Origin of the sequence: Rhizobium sp. Root1203, from assembly GCF_001424945.1 — a bacterium.
Lineage (GTDB): Bacteria > Pseudomonadota > Alphaproteobacteria > Rhizobiales > Rhizobiaceae > Rhizobium.
This window is the reverse complement of record NZ_LMCW01000067.1, coordinates 184545-205975: the sequence shown is the minus strand read 5'-3', so window position 1 is coordinate 205975 and position 21431 is coordinate 184545. Positions and strand designations below refer to the sequence as shown.

The 21431-nt window shown below is 60.2% G+C and carries 19 protein-coding genes and 2 riboswitches; of the genes, 6 read left to right on the top strand and 13 right to left on the bottom strand.

The genetic code is table 11. From position 1 onward, the window contains the following. Positions 1-2 precede the first annotated feature (2 nt). The gene (locus ASC97_RS30485) at positions 3-296 is read left to right on the top strand and encodes a DNA-binding protein (protein ID WP_057472059.1); all 294 of its coding nucleotides are present in this window, start codon (positions 3-5) and stop codon (positions 294-296) included. Between the two features lie 61 nt (positions 297-357). Beyond that, positions 358-507: a hypothetical protein gene (locus ASC97_RS34835; RefSeq protein WP_200959569.1), complete on the top strand. Its 150-nt coding sequence runs from the start codon at positions 358-360 to the stop codon at positions 505-507. Between the two features lie 3 nt (positions 508-510). On the opposite strand, the gene ASC97_RS30480 is transcribed toward ASC97_RS34835, so the two are convergent. The 13 genes from ASC97_RS30480 to ASC97_RS30420 all read right to left on the bottom strand — a co-directional run bounded on the left by ASC97_RS30480 (position 511) and on the right by ASC97_RS30420 (position 18598). Further along, a complete protein-coding gene (locus ASC97_RS30480) occupies positions 511-723 on the bottom strand; it encodes a hypothetical protein (RefSeq protein WP_057472058.1) in 213 nt (70 codons plus the stop codon). Between the two features lie 214 nt (positions 724-937). Further along, entirely contained in the window at positions 938-1912 is a 975-nt protein-coding gene (gene nrdF, locus ASC97_RS30475; RefSeq protein WP_057472057.1) for a class 1b ribonucleoside-diphosphate reductase subunit beta, read from the bottom strand. A gap of 21 nt (positions 1913-1933) precedes the next feature. Continuing rightward, positions 1934-4057 (bottom strand): class 1b ribonucleoside-diphosphate reductase subunit alpha, encoded by a 2124-nt coding sequence (nrdE, locus tag ASC97_RS30470; protein WP_200959568.1) that lies wholly within the window; start codon positions 4055-4057, stop codon positions 1934-1936. Continuing rightward, positions 4054-4467 carry a class Ib ribonucleoside-diphosphate reductase assembly flavoprotein NrdI gene (gene nrdI / locus ASC97_RS30465; RefSeq protein WP_057472055.1) on the bottom strand — a complete coding sequence of 138 codons (414 nt, stop codon included), beginning with the start codon at positions 4465-4467 and terminating at the stop codon, positions 4054-4056. The genes nrdE and nrdI overlap by 4 nt, the downstream gene beginning before the upstream one ends. A gap of 16 nt (positions 4468-4483) precedes the next feature. Then, positions 4484-4705, bottom strand: coding sequence for a glutaredoxin-like protein NrdH (nrdH, locus tag ASC97_RS30460; RefSeq protein WP_057472054.1), 222 nt, complete (start codon positions 4703-4705; stop codon positions 4484-4486). Between the two features lie 252 nt (positions 4706-4957). Next, positions 4958-5183, bottom strand: a riboswitch (cobalamin riboswitch). A 123-nt stretch (positions 5184-5306) separates the two neighbouring features. After that, the gene (metE, locus tag ASC97_RS30455; protein ID WP_057472053.1) at positions 5307-7661 is read right to left on the bottom strand and encodes a 5-methyltetrahydropteroyltriglutamate--homocysteine S-methyltransferase; all 2355 of its coding nucleotides are present in this window, start codon (positions 7659-7661) and stop codon (positions 5307-5309) included. Positions 7662-7762: 101 nt separating this feature from the next. Further along, a riboswitch (cobalamin riboswitch) is annotated at positions 7763-7982 on the bottom strand. 86 nt (positions 7983-8068) lie between these two features. Next, the gene (locus tag ASC97_RS30450) at positions 8069-10153 is read right to left on the bottom strand and encodes an FAD-dependent oxidoreductase (RefSeq protein ID WP_057472052.1); all 2085 of its coding nucleotides are present in this window, start codon (positions 10151-10153) and stop codon (positions 8069-8071) included. A gap of 45 nt (positions 10154-10198) precedes the next feature. Beyond that, positions 10199-11854, bottom strand: coding sequence for a GMC family oxidoreductase (locus tag ASC97_RS30445; protein WP_057472051.1), 1656 nt, complete (start codon positions 11852-11854; stop codon positions 10199-10201). A gap of 94 nt (positions 11855-11948) precedes the next feature. Beyond that, entirely contained in the window at positions 11949-13454 is a 1506-nt protein-coding gene (locus tag ASC97_RS30440; RefSeq protein ID WP_057472050.1) for a GMC oxidoreductase, read from the bottom strand. A gap of 70 nt (positions 13455-13524) precedes the next feature. Further along, positions 13525-15045 (bottom strand): aldehyde dehydrogenase family protein, encoded by a 1521-nt coding sequence (locus tag ASC97_RS30435; RefSeq protein ID WP_057472049.1) that lies wholly within the window; start codon positions 15043-15045, stop codon positions 13525-13527. Continuing rightward, positions 15045-15824, bottom strand: a complete 780-nt coding sequence (locus ASC97_RS30430; protein WP_057472048.1) for an enoyl-CoA hydratase/isomerase family protein — start codon at positions 15822-15824, stop codon at positions 15045-15047. The genes ASC97_RS30435 and ASC97_RS30430 overlap by 1 nt, the downstream gene beginning before the upstream one ends. Continuing rightward, on the bottom strand, positions 15817-17430 hold the full coding sequence (locus ASC97_RS30425; RefSeq protein WP_057472047.1) for an acyl CoA:acetate/3-ketoacid CoA transferase: 1614 nt from the start codon (positions 17428-17430) through the stop codon (positions 15817-15819). The genes ASC97_RS30430 and ASC97_RS30425 overlap by 8 nt, the downstream gene beginning before the upstream one ends. A gap of 124 nt (positions 17431-17554) precedes the next feature. Next, a complete protein-coding gene (locus ASC97_RS30420) occupies positions 17555-18598 on the bottom strand; it encodes a LacI family DNA-binding transcriptional regulator (protein WP_057472046.1) in 1044 nt (347 codons plus the stop codon). A 24-nt stretch (positions 18599-18622) separates the two neighbouring features. Between ASC97_RS30420 and ASC97_RS34390 the strand changes: the two genes are divergently transcribed. The 4 genes from ASC97_RS34390 to ASC97_RS30405 all read left to right on the top strand — a co-directional run bounded on the left by ASC97_RS34390 (position 18623) and on the right by ASC97_RS30405 (position 21415). Beyond that, positions 18623-18886 (top strand): hypothetical protein, encoded by a 264-nt coding sequence (locus tag ASC97_RS34390; protein ID WP_156390504.1) that lies wholly within the window; start codon positions 18623-18625, stop codon positions 18884-18886. Between the two features lie 399 nt (positions 18887-19285). Then, complete coding sequence (locus tag ASC97_RS30415; protein WP_057472045.1) at positions 19286-20626, top strand: tyrosine-type recombinase/integrase; 1341 nt, start codon at positions 19286-19288, stop codon at positions 20624-20626. After that, a complete protein-coding gene (locus tag ASC97_RS30410; RefSeq protein WP_057472044.1) occupies positions 20623-21048 on the top strand; it encodes a hypothetical protein in 426 nt (141 codons plus the stop codon). Before ASC97_RS30415 ends, ASC97_RS30410 begins: the two co-directional genes overlap by 4 nt. A 91-nt stretch (positions 21049-21139) precedes the next feature. After that, a complete protein-coding gene (locus tag ASC97_RS30405; protein WP_057472043.1) occupies positions 21140-21415 on the top strand; it encodes a hypothetical protein in 276 nt (91 codons plus the stop codon). Positions 21416-21431: the final 16 nt, after the last annotated feature.

Here is a 21431-nt window from a genome sequence, read left to right as displayed (position 1 = left end):
CTATGATCACAGCAACGCAAATGCGTGGCGCACGCGCCATGACCGGTATGAGCATCGAGCAACTGGCAGCCGCCTCCGGTCTGCCGGCAGCGACCATCCAAACACTGGAGCACGACGAAGCGAGCGGAGAGCCACACGCGCTTCTCGCCGTACGGCAAGCGCTCGAAGCTGCCGGCATCATCTTCATCGGCAGCGGCAATCACGATGAAGGCGGGCCAGGCGTCAGATTGAGGGCGCGTATAGGCACCGACGAGGGCATCCGCCCCGAAAACCTCAACTCGGCCAACGACGACTGATCCGGAACAAAGGCGGCGTTTTAGCGTTTATCCCCGCACTATCAAAATGTTGGGGTAATTTATGAATCGCACAAACGGTCTTTATTTCGTAATCGGCGCGCTTATTGTCGTCATCGGCGGGCTCGGCGCGTACATTTTCCATGAGGAACGCAAGCCGGACGGCATCGAGATGAGCATCGGTCAGAACGGTGTCTCGATCGAGCAGAAGTGACGCTTAGAGATAAGCCTTGGCAAGGGCGGCAAGTTTCGTTTGATCCTTGACGCCCTGCCGATAGAGCTGGATGAGAAGCGCAGCGATCTGCTCTGCCTGTGGTGCATTACGCGCGAAACCGCGTTTTCTGCAGACATCCTCGAGCACATCGGACAGGAGGTCCAAGTCCTCTGAAAAGAGCGGCAGGTCGCGAGGGAAAATCGGGGATCTAAGCATCGCACCTCATGCTCACCCGGGGGCTGAAATCGGATGTTCATCGGCCGCCCATCACATAGCCGACGATACGATCACTATGCGCGTGAACATGTGCCTTATCAATATCCGTTACGTGCAGAAACATTAATGTGAACTGACGAGACGCGCAGGCATATGAGGCTGGCGACGTGGCCGCAGCCGATGCCACAGTCGCCAGGTTTCGCAGATCAGGTCTTCAAAAATCCCAATCCTCGTCTTCCGTCGCCACGGCCTTCCCGATCACGTAGGACGAGCCGGAACCCGAGAAGAAGTCGTGATTTTCGTCCGCGTTTGGCGAAAGCGCGGAGAGGATCGCGGGATTGACTTTGCATGCCTCTGCCGGGAACAGCGCCTCGTAGCCCAAGTTCATCAGCGCCTTGTTGGCGTTATAGTGGAGGAACTTCTTGACGTCTTCCGTCAGCCCGACGCCGTCGTAGAGCGCTTCGGTGTATTTCGCCTCGTTGTCGTAGAGTTCCAACAGCAGGTCGAATGCGAAATCCTTGATCTCCTGCTGCTTGTCCTTGCCCAGACGCTCCAATCCTCGCTGAAACTTGTAGCCAATATAGTAGCCATGAACCGCCTCGTCGCGGATGATCAGCCGGATCATGTCGGCCGTGTTGGTCAGCCTTGCTCGGCTCGACCAGAACATGGGCAGATAGAAACCCGAATAGAACAGAAAGCTCTCAAGGAATACGCTCGCAACCTTCTTCTTCAGGGGATCGCCGGAGTCGTACTGTTCCATGATCAGCGAGGATTTGCGCTGGAGGAACTCGTTCTCGTCCGACCAGCGATAGGCATCGTCGACATCAGGCGTCGAGCAAAGCGTCGAGAAGATCGAGGAATAGGAGCGCGCATGCACCGCTTCCATGAATGAGATGTTGGAGAGAACCGCTTCCTCGTGCTGCGTGGCGGCATCCTCCATCAGCCTCACCGAACCAATGCCGTTCTGGATGGTGTCGAGCAAGGTGAGCCCCGTAAACACACGGATGGTGAGCTGCTGCTCGGCAGGCTTCAGGGCGGCCCAGGAGGGAATGTCGTTCGACAACGGCACCTTCTCCGGAAGCCAGAAATTACCCGTCAGCCGGTTCCAGACCTCCAGGTCCTTCTCGTCCTCGACACGGTTCCAGTTGATGGCGCGGATACGGCTCGCCGGCTTGAATTGCATGTTCATGGGGAGATCCTTTGAAACCGGTCAGAGCGCACAGGAAACGCAGCCCTGCACCTCAGTGCCCGACAGCGCCATCTGACGGAGGCGAATGTAGTAAATGGTCTTGATGCCCTTCTTCCAGGCGTAGATCTGTGCCCTGTTGATGTCACGCGTCGTCGCCGTGTCGCGGAAAAAGAGCGTCAGCGACAGGCCTTGGTCGACGTGCTGGGTGGCCGCCGCGTAGGTGTCGATAATCTTCTCCGGGCCGATCTCGTAGGCATCCTCGTAGTAGTCGAGGTTGTCGTTGGTCATAAACGCCGCGGGGTAGTAAACGCGACCAATCTTGCCCTCCTTCCTGATCTCGATCTTCGAGACGATCGGATGGATCGAGGACGTGGAGTGATTGATGTAGGAGATCGATCCCGTCGGAGGCACGGCCTGCAGGTTCTGGTTATAGAGACCGGAGGTGGTTACCGCCTCCTTGAGCTTCAGCCAGTCCTCCTGCGTCGGGATGTGGATGCCGGCAGTGTCAAACAATGCCTGCACCTTCTCCGTCACCGGCTCCCATACCTGCTCGATATACTTGTCGAAATATTCGCCGGAGGCGTATTTCGAGTTCTCGAAGCCCTTGAAGCTCGTACCGCGTTCCACCGCGATCCGGTTGGACGCGCAGATGGCATGGTAGGTTACGGTGTAGAAGTAGATATTGGTGAAATCGACGCCTTCCTCGGACCCATAGAAGATGCGCTCGCGGGCAAGATAGCCGTGCAGATTCATCTGCCCGAGGCCGATCGCGTGACTGTCGTCGTTTCCCTTTTCGATCGACGGCACCGACGAGATATGGCTCATGTCGGATACGGCGGTCAGCGCCCGGATCGATGTATCGATCGTCTTTCCGAAGTCGGCCGAATCCATTGCTGCGGCAATGTTCAGCGAGCCGAGATTGCAGGAAATGTCCTTGCCCATGTGCTTGTAGGAGAGATCGTCGTTGTATTCGCTCGCCTCGCTCACCTGGAGGATTTCCGAGCAGAGATTGCTCATCGTGATCCGCCCGGCGATCGGGTTCGCCCGGTTCACCGTGTCCTCGAACATGATGTAGGGATAGCCGCTCTCGAACTGGATCTCGGCGAGCACCTGGAAGAAGTCGCGCGCCTTCATCTTCTTCTTGCGGATGCGGCTGTCGGCCACCATCTCGCGGTACTTCTCCGTTACCGAGATTTCAGTGAACGGCACCCCGTAGACGCGCTCCACGTCATAGGGGGAGAAAAGGTACATATCGTCATTGTTCTTGGCGAGTTCGAAGGTGATATCGGGTATGACGACACCGAGCGATAGCGTCTTGATCCGGATCTTCTCGTCGGCGTTCTCCCTCTTTGTATCGAGGAAACGCATGATGTCGGGATGGTGGGCGTTGAGATAGACGGCGCCGGCACCCTGGCGCGCACCGAGCTGATTGGCATAGGAGAAGCTGTCCTCGAGAAGCTTCATTACAGGAATGATGCCGGAAGACTGGTTTTCGATGTGCTTGATCGGTGCACCGGCCTCGCGAATATTGGTCAGGGACAGCGCAACGCCACCGCCGCGTTTGGAAAGCTGCAGCGCCGAATTGATCGAACGCCCGATCGATTCCATGTTGTCTTCGACACGCATCAGGAAGCAGGAGACGAGTTCGCCACGCTGCTTCTTGCCAGCATTGAGAAAGGTCGGGGTCGCAGGCTGAAACCGTCCGGAAATGATCTCGTCCACCATATCGCAGGCGAGTTGCTCGTTGCCGCGCGCGAGCGTGAGCGCGACCATGCAGACGCGGTCCTCATAGCGCTCGAGGTAGCGCTTCCCATCGAAGGTCTTCAGCGTGTAGCTGGTGTAGTACTTGAAGGCCCCGAGGAAGGTCGGGAAGCGGAACTTTCTCGCATAGGTGTTATCGAACAGATCGCTTACGAAATTGAAGGAATACTGGTCGAGCACCTCGCGCTCGTAGTAGCCTTCGCTCACGAGGTAGTCGAGCTTTTCCCTGAGGTTATGAAAGAAGACCGTATTCTGGTTGACGTGCTGCAGGAAGTACTGCCGCGCCGCCAACCTATCCTTGTCGAGTTGAATCCTTCCATCGTCGTCATAGAGATTCAGCATGGCGTTGAGCGCATGGTAGTCCAGCGCGGGTTCGGCCTTCACAGGGCGTTCGAGCGTAACCGAGTCCAAAATCGTTCCAATCCGTTTTTGACATTGGCGACGTCTTCGTCCGTACCCAGAAGCTCGAACCTGTAGAGATAAGGCACCTGGCATTTTCTGGAGATAACGTCGCCGGCGAGCCCATAGGTCTCGCCGAAATTGCTGTTGCCCGCGGCGATCACGCCGCAGATGTTGGAGCGGTTCTCCGTCTGGTTGAGGAAGCGGATCACCTGCTTGGGTACCGCTCCCTTGCCGCCGTCGCCGCTGTATGTCGGCACCACGAGGACGAAAGGTCGGCACACGACAAAAGCTTCATCCGGCCGGCCCGGAATCCGAACCGCGTCCATACCCAGCTTGCCGACGAAGCGATGGGTATTTTCGGACCGGCTGGAGAAGTAGACGATCTGTCCCATGGGGGGGGGGTCCCCGTCAGGCAAGCGTGCCTATCATGTCGGGGCGGAAGCCGGCCCAATGCTGATCGCCTGCGACAACGACAGGAACCTGGCGATAGCCAAGGCCCTGGACGAGTTCCAAGGCCAGAGCATCCGTTGAAACGTCGATGATCCGGTATTCGATGCCATGCCGGTCGAGCGCGCGCGTGGTCGCGGTGCACTGGACGCAGGCAGGCTTGCTGTAAACGGTGATGCTCATTGATATCCTCGTGTGTCTGACGTTCATGAACGATCATGCGGGCAGCATCCGCCGATGCCCCCGTGATGAAAATAAAAGGTGAACAGGCTAACCTGCGGCCGGACGCTAAGCGGCCGTCACTCGTGCTGATACGGATTGGAACTCAAAGACATGGACTTCACCCCGAAGTTGGCTGATCGCGAGATCTCGGGGGCAGCGGGCACACGCGGATTCATTCCGCAGCACAACGCGACCTTCCGGACACCCCGCCCGTGGACGTTTCCGATCGAGGCAGGTCTCCTGGCTCGCGGGTCGTCGCGTTCATCCTCGCCTTCCCGAACCGTCAGGATCCAGTGGCCTTCTCGGATGAACGCTCGCCGCTTACAGTTGCGGGGGCAGCTCCGGCATTGCGTGGTCCATCATGGGCCAACGCGCACCGTATTCCCGTCTTAGCCTCCAATCCTTGCGAATCGAAGGAACCTCGAACACTAGATATAGTAGACGAGGTTAAATCCCCGTCAACTACTATGATCGTCGTCCGACACCATCGGTGGGGATAATCTGTGCCGAATGTAGGAAGGACGCCGGAGTTAACCCCGGCGTCTGGTCCTACAGAACGATATCATGCACCTGTGGCGGACAGTGTTCCGTCGTCGCTGGCCAATCGGAGCAGCCTTGCGGCTTCGACCATGTTGACCAAAGCAGGCCTTACCTCCTCCCATCTGCGGGTCTTCAGGCCGCAATCGGGATTGATCCACAGCTGCGTATCACTGAGACGCCGCCTCGCCAGGACGAGCAGTTCCGTCATCTCAGCGACATCCGGGATCCTCGGAGAGTGGATGTCGTAGACGCCCGGACCTATCTCGTTCGGATAGTCCTGATGCTGGAACACGTCGAGAAGTTCCATTTTCGAACGGGAGGTCTCGATCGAGATGACGTCCGCGTCCATGGCGGCGATGGACGCCATGATATCGTTGAACTCCGAATAGCACATATGCGTGTGGATCTGCGTCCTGTCGGAAACGCCGCTGGAGCATAGGCGGAATGCCTCCACCGCCCAGTCGAGATAGGCACCCCAATTGCCTCTCCGGAGGGGCAAGCCCTCCCGCAGCGCCGCCTCATCGATCTGGATCATCGCGGCACCGGCCTCCTCAAGGTCGGCGACCTCGTCGCGGATCGCCAGCGCGATCTGGCCGCATACGGCGCTGCGAGGAAGGTCGTCGCGAACGAACGACCAGTTCAGGATGGTGACGGGTCCGGTGAGCATGCCTTTGACGGGCTTTTCCGTCAGCGACTGCGCATACCGCCACCAACGAACCGTCATCGGCCGCGGTCTTGATACATCGCCGAAAATGACAGGCGGCCGCACGTAGCGCGAACCGTAGCTCTGTACCCAGGCATGCTGCGTGAAGGCGAAGCCCGCAAGCTGTTCGCCGAAATACTGCACCATGTCGTTGCGCTCGAACTCGCCGTGAACGAGGACGTCGAGGCCAATCTCCTCTTGCCAGCGGATGGCCGCCTCCGTCTCGCTTCGGAGGAAGGATTCGTAGTCGATGTCGCTCAACGTCCCCTTGCCATGCTCAGCACGAGCCTTCCGCACCTCAGGCGTCTGCGGAAACGAGCCGATGGTCGTGGTCGGAAAAAGCGGCAAGCTCAACCGCTCGTCTTGAACTGTCTTACGCTGAAGAAAACCGCCCTGCCTGCGCTTCATTGGGTCGTCGATGCTGTTTATCCGCGCTTCCACGAGCGGATCGTGAACCTTCGAAGACGCGGCGCGCGATGCCGCTGCGGCGGTGGAGGCATCAAGCGCTGCACCGACCGCAAGCCGACCGGCAGACAATCCCAGTCCGAGTGCCGCTACCTCCTCCAGCTTCTGCGTCGCGAATGCCAGCCAGCTTTTGAGGTCGGCATCGACAGTGGTCTCTCGTTCCAGGTCGACAGGCACATGCAGGAGGGAGCACGACGATGCGACCTGTATCCGTTCGGCACCGAGTGCTGCGGCGACGGGCTCAAGCCGATCCAAATGCTTTGCGAGATTGCTGCGCCATATGTTTCGCCCGTCGACGATGCCAATCGACAGGACACGGCCCGGCGGAAGCGCCGCCAACACCTCGTCCATCTGTTCGGGTGCGCGAACGAGATCGACGTGCAACCCGGCCAGCGGAGCGGCGACCACCACCGGCAGATTGTCGGCGATCGCGCCGAAATAGGTCGCGAGCATGATCTTAAGGTTCGGCACCAGTTGGTGCAGGGCCTCATAGGCGTGCGAGAACGCGCGCCTATCCTCTGCAGTGAGATCGAGCACGAGAGCCGGCTCGTCAATCTGGACCCAATCCGCACCGTCGGCACTCAGCGCGGCCAGGATTTTGGCATAGACAGGCAGCAGTCGATCAATCAGCTGGATGGGCTCGAAGCCCTGATGCCGTGTCTTTGCAAGCTTCAGGAAGGTGACCGGTCCCAACAGGACAGGACGCGTGAAAACGCCTGATGCCTTTGCCTCCTGAAACATTTCCAGAGGCTTGTTCGCGGTCAGCTCGAAGATCTGGTCCGGCCCGATCTCCGGAACCATGTAGTGATAGTTGGTGTCGAACCATTTCGTCATCTCAAGGGCGGGAACGCCGTGACTGTGATGTGCATGGCCGCACTCTCCTTGATGGGTATCGCCGGCGGAGCCGCGTGCCATCGCGAAGTAAATATCGAGATCGACGGGACCACCCTTCCATCCATAGGCGTCGGGTATCGCTCCGACCATGACGGCCGTATCGAGGACGTGGTCGTAGAGCGAGAAGTCGTTGGAAGGGATGACAGCGATCCCCTTGTCCTTCTGAAGCTGCCAGTTATCGGCGCGCAGCTTCCTGGCAACGGCGAGCAGCGTCTCCCGACCTGATTTTCCGGACCAATAGGATTCCAGCGCGAACTTGAGTTCGCGATGCGGACCGATGCGCGGGAAGCCGAGATTTGCAGTTTGAATGGTCATTTCCTTACCCCGAGGGTTGTGGGCAAGGGATGGAATGACGCGTCGACGAACGGCGCATTTGTGCCGTTCGCTGAATGCGGCACACCGGGACACCCCGCCCGTGGACGTTATCTATCGCAGCAGGTCTCCTGGCTCGCGGGTCGACGCCACCATCCTGTCTTCCCGAGGCGTCTTCCCCAGTGACTTCAATTGGATGGCAGCTCACCGCCTACAGTTGCGGGGGCAGCTCCGGCATAGATGCCCTGAAAGACATCGCACCGTATTCCCTCTTAGCTCCGGATGAAACGATCGATCCGCAGAACCTCGATGCACCGCAAGATGCTCTATTGGTGGAGCGTCGTCAAGAGATATAAAGATATCTTTATATCCCTTGACGACGCTATGCCATCGTGAAAGTTCGTTCGAAACTACTCGACCGTGCCTGCATCGTAGATGCGGCCAGTCAGCCATGCGGGCCAGTCGCGTTCGAAGAACGACTTCGAATTCTCATCGAACGTCCGGTTGGGGCGTGTCGAGAGGATCATGTCGTCCCCGTCGAGGCGAACGACGATCTGTTCGTCGCGATGTTCCGGTCGCTCTTTCCGGAAGCGATACGCCTGTAGCGGCCCGGAGCTGACGAGCGGGAGAGATTCGCCGTCGGGATCGCATATGGCTCGCGCACCTCGGCTTCCGCCGCCGTTGTTGATGAAGAAGTCCAAGGCGCTGAGCACGGCCTCGGACGCCAGCGCCATCTGCTGCCATTGCAACGCACGGACGGCTTCGCCACCGCGGGCGTACCCAATTCCGTTCGCGCGGATCTCGACATTGAGGCGACGGGCGTCGACCAGCGCAGCGCCAACGCTTTGACTGTCGCATATCATGCCTGCCCTGTCGCTCATTCGAGCCTGAACTTCGGTCCGGACCGATTTTACGCTCAGCGGGCTGCCAGGCCGAAGCACAGTGAGAAGCTCGATGGCGCCCGCTTCCGCAGCGGCGCGCAGGTCCTTGGTCGAGGCCACCCTCGCCCGCCTGCTCGCTCCAATGTGCTCCGCCGTCCGGGTCCCGAGGACCTGACCGGCGTTCAACGCCGCGCCGCCCGGACGGGTCACTCCGTGCGTTCCCGCAGCTTCGCCAACGGCATAGCATCCGGCCAGACTGCTCCGTCCCCAGGTGTCCACCATCACGCCACCATTCATGTGCTGATTGTTGACGGCAAACTCCAGTGGCACCTGAGCGATGTCGATCTTGTAGCGTCGGTACAGCTCGATCGAGAGCGGGTTCATCTGCTTGAGACGTTCGATCGGCAAACTCTGATCGGCGCCGGCCGTCTCGAGATAACGGCCAACATCGTCGTCGAGCCGATCGAGGCTGAACGGAAGATCTCCGGGAACCGGAAGCGGATTTCGGTTGAAATCCATAAAGACGCGTCGTCCCGCAGCGCCCTCGCGATAGATTGCGAGATCGACCAGGCTTGACCCGAAATCGAGCATTCGCGTCGCGTGGAAGGGCCATTGATAGCCCTTGCGAAAGACGTTTGACGCCAGTTCCTGTGTACTCCGATAATACTCGGCCAGGAAATGCCGCTCCGCACCGTCGGGGTCGACAGAGTAGATGTGGGGGATTGCCTGGACGTAGGTGCCGGACAGATTCCAGGGAAAGCCTTCGCGTCTGGTTCCGATGCCGAACTGGCTTTCCGTGAGATTGACCAATTCCACACCTGCCTCAAGGGCAAGCCCAAGGGAACCGAAGCAGCCGTTCGGATAGACGCTGTCGCGGTAAAGTTCACCGGGTCCACCAGCCGCGAGAACGACGACCGCACAGATGTACACCGCGAGGCCAAGGGGATTGTCCTCCGTTCGATCGCTGGCACGCATGGCCAGGACGCCCGCGACACTGCGTTCCGCGCCGTCGCCGTCTGTGAGTATCCTGACCGCCGTGGTCTGGTTGTAGAATGGCACGCCCAGCCGAAGGGCCTCTTCGGCGAGAACCTTGACCATCAGGCGCGAGGTTCGCGGACCGCAACTGGTGGCCCGGCCCACCTCGTCGTGATCGGTTTGATACCTGAGTGTCCCGCCCCATGCATCCTGCGGCAATGGAAGTCCCAGATACTGCAGCGAGGCCATCATTCTCGACGAACCGACGGCTTCGACGTAGGCGGTGTCCTCGTCCATCGCGCCACCGCCGCGTATCGCGCGGGCCATAGCCTTGTAATTATCACCCTGGTCGGCAGTGTTCGCCGTATGAAGCGTCTGCTTGTCGGAACCCGAACAGGCCGACGTTCCGCCCCATGCACTCTGGCTCAGGATGACCACATCGTCGCCGCGCCGCTTCATTTCCACAGCTGCACGCAGACCCGCCGCGCCGGAACCGACGATCACGCAGCCGGCACGATAGACTGGAGCGACGGCGCCGGCGAGGTTGACCGTTTCCGATGAACGTGCTTCCGAGGGAAGCCGCGGCATGTCCACGTCCGTCAGTGCGTCGAGAATGGATTGCGGAACGTCGATCTTCATTGGCAGTCAAAGTCCTTGTTCTCAGGCGGCCAGCCCATGCTGGCCCTAGCGGACGTTCGCGCGTGCTCTCTGCCGGGTATCGTTGCGCTCGTGGGAAAAAATCGCGGACGGAAGCGGAGGCAAGCCGCGGATCAAATCCGATGCCTTTTCCCCGACCATGATCGTGGGCGCATTGGTGTTGCAGGATGGAACGCGCGGCATCACGGAGGAATCGCAGACGCGAAGGCCCTCGAGACCGTGAACCTTGAGATCGAGGCCGACGACAGCTTCGGGCCCCGTCCCCATCTTGCAGGTGCCGACGGGATGGTGATCGGTTTTCGCGTTCGCGCATCCATAGTCGAATAGCTGCTCGTCGGTCATCACGTTCGGTCCAGGCAGGCGCTCGGCCATGACATATGGCTTGAGTGCCGCCTGCTGCATGATTTCGCGGGCGATCTTCAGCCCCTCCAACGACATTTCCTTGTCGTGGGGATCGGACCAGTAGTTGGGATCGATCAGCGGAGCCGCGCCAGGGTCGGCTGAGGAGAGCCGCACGGTTCCTCGCGACCTCGGGTGAAGATGGGCCGAATTGAGCGTGACGCCGGCGTTCTTCAGGCGTTCGACGCCGGCCTCGATGCCGGAACCCAGGCCAAGGTGGAACTGGATATCGGGAGAACGCGCATCGGGATCGGCGTACCAGAATCCGCCCGTTTCGAAGAGCGACGATGCGACCGGGCCGGTGCGGAACAGAACGTACTGGACGCCGGCCCAAATGGTCCGGTGGAGCTTTGCAACACCGTCGTAGGTGTGGTCCCCCGTGCACTCGGAAATGACAAAGAGATCCAGGTGGTCCTGAAGGTTCTCCCCGACACCGGGGAGATCGTGAAGGACATTGACGCCCGCCGATCGAAGATGGTCGGCCGGCCCAATTCCCGATTGCAGCAGGAGTTTTGGCGACCCAATCGCACCGGAGCACACGAGCACTTCGCGTTCGGCCCGGACAATCTCGAAGCCGCCTTGCGTGACAATCTCGACGCCCACAGCGCGTGCGCCTTCCAGAACGATGCGGGAAACACGCGCACCGGTGCGGACCGTGAGGTTCTTGCGATCCTTTATCGGCGAGAGGTAGGCCAGGGAGGCCGAGGATCGCCGGCGGTTGCGCTGCGTGAGCTGATAGAAGCCGACTCCCGCTTGCTGCCGGCCGTTGAAATCGTGGTTGTACGGTATGCCGATCTCCTGGCCGGCGCGGATGTAGGCGTCACAGATCGGCAGAGGAGAGACCGGCATCGAGACGCCGAGCGGTCCGCCATAGGAGTGGTAGTCGTCCGCGAAGCGCTGATTATCCTCCGCGCGCTTGAAATAGGGCAATATCGAGCGGTAGTCCCAGCCGTCGCAGCCCTCTTCGCTTGCCCAGAGATCGTAGTCTGTTGCATTTCCGCGCGTATAGAGCTGGGCGTTGATCGACGAGCCGCCGCCGATGACCTTCGCCTGGGTATAGCGCAGAACCCGACCCTTCATGTGCTTCTGTGGGACGGTTTCCCAACCCCAGCTCGCGACCCCCTTGGTCATTTTTGCAAATCCCGCCGGCATGTGGAAAAGAGGGTTCCAATCACCCCCGCCAGCCTCGACCAGCAATACGTTGACGGCGGGGTCCTCGCTCAACCGGCTGGCAAGCACACATCCAGCCGGACCGGCTCCCGTGATGATGTAGTCAAAACGCATTTTGCTATCCTATTGAAAGCATTGACTGACGGTCGTCGATGTCGGTTGCCACGCACGCATCAACCGCATGAAACAGGAGATCGGCGTCCCGGCGTCATCTCTGCAAATCCTTCGATGCGATGTGATCGGCGACTCGCAACGCCTGGCTGGCGACGGTCAGAGCCGGGTTCACAGCCGCCGAGGTCGGTAAAAAGCTGGCGTCGACGACAAAGAGGTTTTCGTGGTCGTAGGAGCGGCAGTAAGTATCCAGTGGAGCGTTGGTTGGATCGTCGCCGATGCGGATCGTTCCGCACTGGTGCGATGGCGTGCGCTTATCGAAGGGCCTCGATAGCACAAGCGGGAAGCCGATCGATTTCAGGATTCCCTTCAGCTTCGCAACAAGCTCAAGATGTGCGGCCCAATTGGTCCGCTGCCACTGGAGGACGATCCGGTCGCCGTCGACCATGACGCGGCTGTCTGGATTGGGAATGTCTTCGCTCATTGCGTAAAAGTCGATGGCGTGGCCCGTGACGATATTCAGCACCCATTCGGGAACACGAGGCAGCGAGCCCTTGAGGACCTGTCCCGATATGCGTCCGAGGAGCTGAACATTGCCCAGCGGCGGCCCGCCACTCCCGTCCGAGAGATAGAAATCGTTGAACGCAAACGTCTTCTGATAGACCGACGTGTTCTTGAAACTCGGCGACACACCGATGACGGCGGACGCGTTGTGGTTCATGAAGTTGCGGCCGACCTGATCGGAGGAGTTCGCGAGCCCGTTCTTGTAGCGGTCGTTCGCCGAGCGCAGCAGCAGCGCCGACGACTGGACCGCCCCCGCCGAGAGAACCACTGTTTTGGAGGTGGCGGTGACCTCGTGCCCTTCCTTGATATAGGTTACGCGCTCGATACGACCGCCCTGCCCAGCCTCGAGCTTCGTGACGCGTGCGTTGGTCTCAAGCCGGACATTTGCATGCTGGAGCGCGACTTCGAGCGCCGCCGTCTCGGCATCCATCTTGCCATCGCGCGAGTTCGGGTGGGCATCCCACGGCGTCCGTGCCTTTGACAGCCATGCCTCGACGTCCACCGCCAATGGCAGGGATGCCGGGTGCAATCCCTTGCTCTTCAGCCGGGCTCGAACGTCGGCGATCGGCGGCTCGTCGGGAACCGGCGGGTATTCGTAGACCACCGAGTGGTGCGGCTCCGTCGGGTCCTCGCCCAGTGTGCCGCGAACCTGATACAGGCGTTCAGCCTTGCTGTACCAGGGTTCCAGCACTTCATAAGGGAATGGCCAGGCGGGAGAGACCCCTTCCCGGTGTTGGATCGTTTCGAAATCTTCCCGCCGGTAGCGGGTCAGCACGGCGCCGTAGAACTTCGAGTTTCCTCCGACATTATAGTAGTTGCCGGGATTGAATCCCTTGCCGTTCGCCTCGTACCACGTCTCCTTCGGTCGAAAATGTCCGCGCTGGAAAATCGCACGTTGGTCCCGGTTTACCGGAAGATCGGCGATATGATCGCCGGCCTCGAGGATCAAGATTTCGGCACCCGTTGCGGCCAGCCCAGCAGCGACAGTGGAGCCGCCGACGCCTGAACCGATGATGATAATATCCGGTGTGCCGCTCATGCTACTCCTCGGCGTCATGCGATCATGATCGGTGTTTGCTGATTGAAGAAAGCGGGCGTCGGCGCGCCCGCTAAGCCGGTTTTTCCGTCTGCGGCATCCACCAGTTTGTGCGGCTGCCAATGTGCATGTTGAGCGTCTTCGTCTCAGTGTAGTCTTCCACCGCATGGCGGCCGAGTTCCCGGCCGAGGCCACTCTGCTTGTAACCGCCGAACGGAAGTTCCGAGGCGCCGTCCATGAAGGTGTTCATCCACACCGTGCCTGCGCGCACCCTGCGGCCGATCGTCAGGCAGGTGTCAAAGTCCTTGCTCCAGACGCCGGCGGAAAGGCCGTAGTCGATGGAGTTCGCGATCTCGATCGCTTCGGCCGCCGTCTCGAAGGTCAGAACGGAAAGAACCGGCCCGAAAACTTCTTCGCGCGCCACGGCCATGCCGGGAGTGACCCCCTCGAGGATCGTCGGGGACATGAATTGCCCCATGCCGAGATCGAGCGTCCCGCCTCCATAGGCGATCCGGGCGCCGCTGCTCTCTGCACCCTCGACATAGCGGGCAATCTTCTCAAGGTGCTGCGGCGTGATGATCGCGCCGACCTGCGTCGACGGGTCGAGCGGGTCGCCGACCTTGACGCGTTTGGCAAGGTCGGCGACCTGCCTGACGACATCCGACGCTATGTCCTTGTGCAGTATGAGGCGCGAACCGGCATTGCAGCATTCCCCCGCATTAAAATATGCACCGAAAACGGCGGCGTCGATGAATGCATCGAGATCGGCGTCCGGGAACACGATCTGAGGATTCTTGCCGCCGAGTTCCAAGGAAACCTTCTTCAGGGTCTGCGCAGCATTCGACATGGTGAGCCTGCCAACGCCCGTCGATCCGGTGAACGACACCATGTCGACTTCCGGATGAGACGTCATGACGGCTCCCACTTCGGGGCCTGTGCCCGTGACGATGTTCACGACGCCTTGCGGGACGCCTGCCTCCTGAAGAATCTCGCCCAGTACTACGGTCGATCCCGAGGTCAGCTCCGATGGCTTCACGACCGTTGTGCAACCTGCAGCCAAAGCGAATGGGAGCTTCTGGCCGACGATCAGGAAGGGGAAATTCCAGGGCGTGATGATGGAGACGACGCCGATGGCTTCCCGCAGAACGACGCCAAGAGTTCCATCGCCCAGCGTGTTGTAGCTTTCGCCATGGAGATCGCGGGCAAGTGCCGCCGCGTACCGCCAGATATCGACCGACCCGGCGATCTCGCCGCGCACCTGGGAGATAGGCTTTCCTGCTTCGATGGCGTCCAGAAACGCCAGCTCCTCCGACCGGGCAGCGATCAGGTCTGCGGCCTTGAGCAGAATGGCAGAGCGTTCGGAGGCCGTCATCCTCGGCCACGGTCCGTGGTCGAAGGCCTTGCGCGCGGCGGCGACAGCGCGTTCGGCATCTGCCTTTGTCCCGGTCGCAAACCGGCTCACTACAACGCCATGGCTCGGAGCGATGCGTTCGATCGGTTGCGAAGTGCCCGACTCCCATTTGCCGTCGATGAGCATTTTGAAGTCGCGGGGCTTGTGGTCGCCGAGGACCTTTGGATTCACCAGCACGGTCATTACCATTCTCCCTTGAACTTCGCCGGGCGCTTCTCGCTGAACGAGGCAACGCCTTCCTTGAGGTCACCCGTCTTCGCGGCGAGGATCGACCCGAGAGCCTCCACAGCCGTGCCGTTGTCCTCGCCACTTGCCGATGCGATCATCAGCTTCACGATTTCGAGTGCGGCCGGTCCACGCTCCGCAACGCGCCCGGCATATTCCTTCGCGGCGTCGACGACTGTTCCAGTCGATGTGACTGCATCCACGATGCCGAGCAGCCGGGCTTCCTCTGCCGTGAACATCTCTCCGCCAAGGGCCATGCGACGTACGACCTGCGCGCCGAACCGCTTCACGAGGCGTTGAGTTCCGGACCAGCCGGGGACCATGCCCAGGCCGGTTTCCGGTAGCCCAATCTTGATATGCTCCTCCGCAATACGGATGTCGGCCACACCTGCAAGCTCGAGGCCGCCGCCAAGCGCATGACCGTTGAGGGCTGCGATCAAGGGAACCCGTAGGGTAGCAAGACGCTCGAAGACGCGGTGCCCATGGCGAACCCACGCATGACCGAACTCCTGAGGCTGCATACCGCCCCAGGCCTTGATGTCGCCGCCAGCCGAGAAGCCCCTGCCTTCGCCGGTAAGGATCGCCGCACGGACCTGGGCATTTGCCTCAACCTCGTCCGCCGCGTCCGACAACGCCCTCAGCATTTCGAGGTCGAGGGCATTGAGCTTTTCGGGACGCGATACGGTCATGATCGCGACGTGATCCTCGACCCGTATATCTACGGTACCGCTAGCCATTGAAGGTTCCCTCCAGAACGCGCGGTTTCTTCTTTGGCAGGTCGAGGCCGATATTCGCCTCGCCGAAAAGTTTTGCGTCCATGAGCTTCAAATCCTCTGCAACGATAAGCGGGAATTCCGCCTGATCGAGGATGTGGGCCTTGAGGTCTGCGCCCGGGGCGATTTCGGTCAGCACAACGCCGTCCGGCGTCAGCTTCATCACGCACCGCTCGGTGACATAGGTGATTTCCTGACCCTGCTCGATGGCTCGCTTTCCAGAGAACGTTACCTGCTCTACCTCGTTGACCAGCTTTTTGAGCTTGCCTTCCTTTTCGATGACAAGCTTCGCGTCGTCGATCGCCAGCCTGGCACCCGCATTGAACATTCCCGAAAAGACGATCTTCTTCGCCCGCGCAGTGATATCGACGAAACCGCCGGCACCGGCAGTCACATGAGGACGGAATGAAAGCTTGGAGACGTTCACCGAGCCATCCCTGCCGATCTCCAGGAAGGACAGGAGCGATGCGTCGAAGCCTGCTCCCTGAAAGTAGGTGAACTGGTAGGGAGACGGCATATAGGCATCGGCGTTCGAGGCACAGCCGAAGGCGAAGTCGAGAAGCGGTACGCCGCCGACGGCGCCCTGCTCGATGACCCAGGTGACTGAACCGTGCAGACCCTCCTCAAGCAGAATGCGCGGGACGTTGGCCGAAATTCCAAAGCCGAGGTTGACACAGCTTCCCGCCTGCAGTTCCTGGGCGACACGACGCGCGATGACTTTCTGAATGTTGAATTCCGGAACGCGAAACGAGCCGAGCGGGCGAAAGATTTCGCCTGAGATCGCGGGGTCGTACAGAGTTTGAGTTGTCTGCTTCTGGTCCGGATCGACGACGATGTAGTCGACCAGCATACCCGGCACGCGAACGTCGTGCGGCTTGAGCGAGCCTTCCGTCGTGATGCGCTTGACCTGGGCGATGACGATCCCGCCATTGTTGCGCGCCGCGAGCGCCTGATCAAGGCCGCCAAGGTAAGCGCCTTCGTGCTCGTAGGTGAGATTGCCGCGCTCGTCGGCTGTCGTTGCGCGGATGATCGTAACCTGAGGAACGATCGCCGGGAAAAAGAGCCATTCCTCGTCCTCGAAGACGACGCGCTTGACCACCGGTGCCTCGGCGCCGAGTTCGTTCATGGCACATCCCTGCCTTGCCGGGTCAACGAAGGTATCGATCCCGATCTTCGTCAGCACGCCAGGCCTCTTTGCAGCAGCCTCACGGTGGATGTCGAACATGATCCCGGACGGAATATTGTAGGCTGGAATCTCGTTGCCGGTGATCATCTGCCAGATCGACGGCGGCTCGGCGCTCGACGGTCCCGAAGGATACGACCCTCCGATAATGCGTTTGAGCAGGCCCTTCTTCGCGATGTGATCGACGCCCTTGATGCCACTCATGTCTCCGGCCGCGATCGGATGCAGCGTGGTGATATCACGCGGGTGGCCGGTGCTGTCGAATCGCTCGCCAATGGCCTTCAGCATGAGGTCGGGGCAACCGAGACCGCTGGACGAGGATACCGACACAATGGCCCCGTCGGGGATCAAGGCGGCAGCTTCAGCCGGGGTGATATGCTTGCTCATTTGAGTGCTCTGCGTCCCGTTTCAATATTTGGGGTCTTGGAGGAGATCTCGCCGGCGACGGGATCTGCCCCGACGACACATTCCGGAGCAATCATACTCACACCGATCAGACCCCAGCGAAAAGTCATGCCGTTTTCCTCCCGGATGCCTGGGAGGCGCCGCAGCTTTCGCGGACGACCAGTCGAACGCCGGTCGTGACCGCTTCCGCCTCAGCCTTGCCGGCATTGATCTGTTGCAGGAGCAGCTGGGCGGCGCGTCTTCCCATGCCCTGCGGGTCGACGGCGATGGTCGTAAGCGCCGGAACGGCTGTTTGCGCCTCTATGACGTCGTCGAAGCCCACTACCGCAAAATCGGTGCCTGGCTCCATGCGGCGCGCCCGCAATCCATCGCACACGCCGAACGCAACGGCGTCGTTGAAGCACACGGCGGCCGTCGGTCGGGCGGCGAGCAACATCGCCTTCGCGATCGCCTCGGCCCCGCCCGCTCGCGACGGCGCCGAAGAAACGACCAGTGCTTCATTGAATTCCAGCCCGGCGGCCTTCATGCCGGCTCGGTAGCCGTCGAGACGTTCATCGAATACCGCGGTGTCTGGGAAACCGCCGAGAAAGGTTATGCGCTTGTGGCCGAGGGACGCCAGATGTGCGACTGCGGCGGCGATGCCGGCGCGATTGTCCGAGACAACCGACGAGACCTTCGCGCCAGGCAGGCTACGGACCACGACGACCACGGGAATTCCCGCGGCTATGAGAGGCTTGAAGTCAGTTGCTTCGGTCGCGCGTGCCGGGGATACGAGAAGCCCGGAAATCCCATGCTCTCGCATCGACGCGATGACTTCGCGCTGCCTGTCGATGCTCTCGCTGGTGTTAGACAGGAATTGCACGAATCCAGCCGATTGAACGACCATGTCCACGCCGACCGCAAGTTCCGCAAAGAAGCCGTTCGTCAAATCGTTAACGACGACGCCGATGATGCGCGAGTTCGCGCCGGACTTGCGAAGGTTCGCCGCGCCGCGGTTGTAGACGTAGCCCAGGTCCCGCATCACCGCGTTCACCTTCGACCGGGTACCTTCGTTGACCAGGGACGACCCCTGAAGCACCAGCGAAACGGTCGATTTCGACACGCCGGCGGCCTTTGCTATGTCGATGACGGTAATCCGGCCCTTTGTCATGAATCCCTCCCATGGCTCGCGCCAATGACACAGGTTAATTGGAACGATCCAAATTTGTCAAGCTCGCAGCCCGGCAACTTTTCTTCGTGCCGGTCCCCGCTCGGCCTCAACGGTCAATCCGCTGACATTTCCAGCCACATTTCAGAAGTATTGTTGATTTCCGATGGCAGCGTGACGCTCAAAGATCACAATCAAGACATCAAAACTTTGGAACGATCCAATATTCATACGAATTTCGGCGCGACAAAGCGGACCACGGCCATGGCCATGGCCGACGCGGATCACTGAATGGCCAGATTATGTCGAGGTATCCGCCGAACGCGAGGTTTGTCGACCTGAAGCCTGAGAATCGAAAAGCCAGCTAGTGCTGGACTAGCTGGCTCCAATGCATTCGACTCACTTTAATCGCAAGCCCTTGAAAAACCTCGGAATGGCCGGATTTGAACCGACGACCCCTTGACCCCCAGAACTGCCAAGGACGTTTTCGGCCATTTTCAATCAAGCGCACGCGATTGCAAACCCTTTGCAATATAAAGTCTTTTGGGCTATTGACGGTTTCAGGGTTTTTCAATTGGGGCCAAGTCATTTCATAAAGTTGGCCCCAGACTGGCCCCAGAAGTAAAACCGCCCCTAGGCCCCTTGATTGCCTAGGCCCCTTGATTGCCTTCGAAGTGGCCCCAGAAAACCATGGCTATCCTCCATCTCGACGACCGTTTCGCCCGCACAATTGCCCGGCCCGAAAAGGGCAGCGAAACCTATAACGACGACAAGATCAGCGGCTTCGAAGTCCGCGTCTATCCAGACCGAATGGTCGGCACGCTCCGTTATCGGCCGATCGGCAGCGCCGTGAAAAAGCGCGCGTTTCTCGGCGAACATCCAGGGATCACCATGGCTGTCATGCGGAGCAACGCCGAGGCCATTCGCGGACGTGTGAAGGGCGGCGCCGACCCTGCCGCCGAACGCGCGGCGGTAAAGGAAGAGCGTCGGCGCAAGGAAACCGAGGAAGTCCTGACTGTCCGCAAGGCGGTCGAGCTTTACGAACCAGACGTCAGGCAACGGAAGTCGAGCTGGGATCAGGACATCGGCCACCTGACAAGAAACCTGATTGCGCAAATGGGCGAGCGGTCGCTCGGCTCGATTGCCAAGGCCGATTGCGCCCAGCGGGTCAAGGAAGTGGCCGTCGCCGCGCCCGTCAGCGCCAATCGACTGCGCGCCGCCATGCTGACGTTCTTCCAATGGGCGACCGATCAAGGGTTGATCACCGCAAATCCGATGAGCGGCATTCCAAAGCCGACGCGAGAACGCAAGCAGGAGGTTGACCGGACGCTCAGCGACGCGGAATTCGTGGTGCTTTGGCGAGCGATCGAGAACGCGAAACTGGCGCCCGGCCTCAAGGCCGCCTTGCAGGTGCTGGCGCTGACCGGCCAGCGCCCGAACGAGGTAGCTGGGCTGCAGCGATCCGACCTCTACTTTTTGGACGAACCCGGCGAGGCCTACGCAGAAATTCCGGCTGATCGCATGAAAGGCCGCCGCAAACATGTATGGCCGATAAGCCCGGCGGTTGCCGCGATTATTCAAGCACAGATCGTCGATCAGGAAGAACAGGCCAGGATCGAGGGTCGGACGCCGGGCGAGCATATTTTCGCCAGCCGGTTTCTCGACCGCCAACGGATCGCGCGCCATTCGCTAAGCCAAGCATTGCGGCGGATCATTCCTGCCCTCGACGCGAACGGCAACGAGGCGGAAATCGTCAAGCGCCTGCAAAGCGATCCACCGACCCCGCATGCGTTTCGAAGAACATGCGTGACCGGGATGGCCCGGCTAAAAATCCCACGTGAGGATCGCAAAGCGGTCGTAGCACATCGCGAAGACGACGTTCTCTCCGGGCACTATGACGCTTATGAGCGCCTCGATGAGAAGCGGATCGCGCTCAACAAGTGGGCGCAGCATGTCGATGCCCTTCTCAGCGGCCAGAAAAGGACCGGGGCGACGATCTTGCCCATCCGGGCGGCGGCGGTGCGACCATGACCGAGGAAGAACTCCATGTCCTTATTGGCACGCTGATCGAAAGCGGGGCCGCGCCGGATCTGGCGCGGGACGCCCCGTCCGGGGTAATCACTCGCATCCGCAGCGGCATCCCGATCACCGTCTCGGCTGCCTTGCTCGATCAGGCAGCGGCTGCCCTTTTGGAGCTCGGCTTTCCAGACGAAAACAAACGCGGCCGCCCGGCAAAACCCGATAGTCCGATCGCACGCGCGCGGTCCATGGCGGGTTTGGTGGAAATGGGCGCGACCAAGGATGAGGCGATGGAGTGGGCGGTCCAAAGGTGGCCAGAGATGACTGTGAATCAGCGAAAGTCGTTACGGACGATGCTTACGGACCAGATGCGCCTTCACGGGATCGTTGAGCGTCGCAAACTCCATCCCCTTAGCGGTTTTGTGCAAAAATAAATGCCTCGATTTCATTGCGCTTGCGCCCGTTTTCAGCCGGGCGCAATGTTCTCCAGAACCCGCAACAATTATCGATTTCTGGAGAACGGCCATGGATCAGTTCCATGATGACGACGATCGTATTTTGTCTGATGCTGAACTCGACAGGCTGACAAATACGAGCAAGACGACCCGCTGGCGCATGCGCAAAAAAGGCGATTGGCCGCCGTTCATCGAGTTTTCACCGCAACTAAAGGGCAACACGCTCGGCCAAATCAGGAGACTGATTGCCGCGAAGCTCGGCGAGGCTGAAGCCAGGCAACACGCCACCGAATCACAGCAACCGCGCGGGCGTGGGCGTCCGCGCAAGCCTTCGGGACAGTTTTAAGCTTCCTGGCTGACGG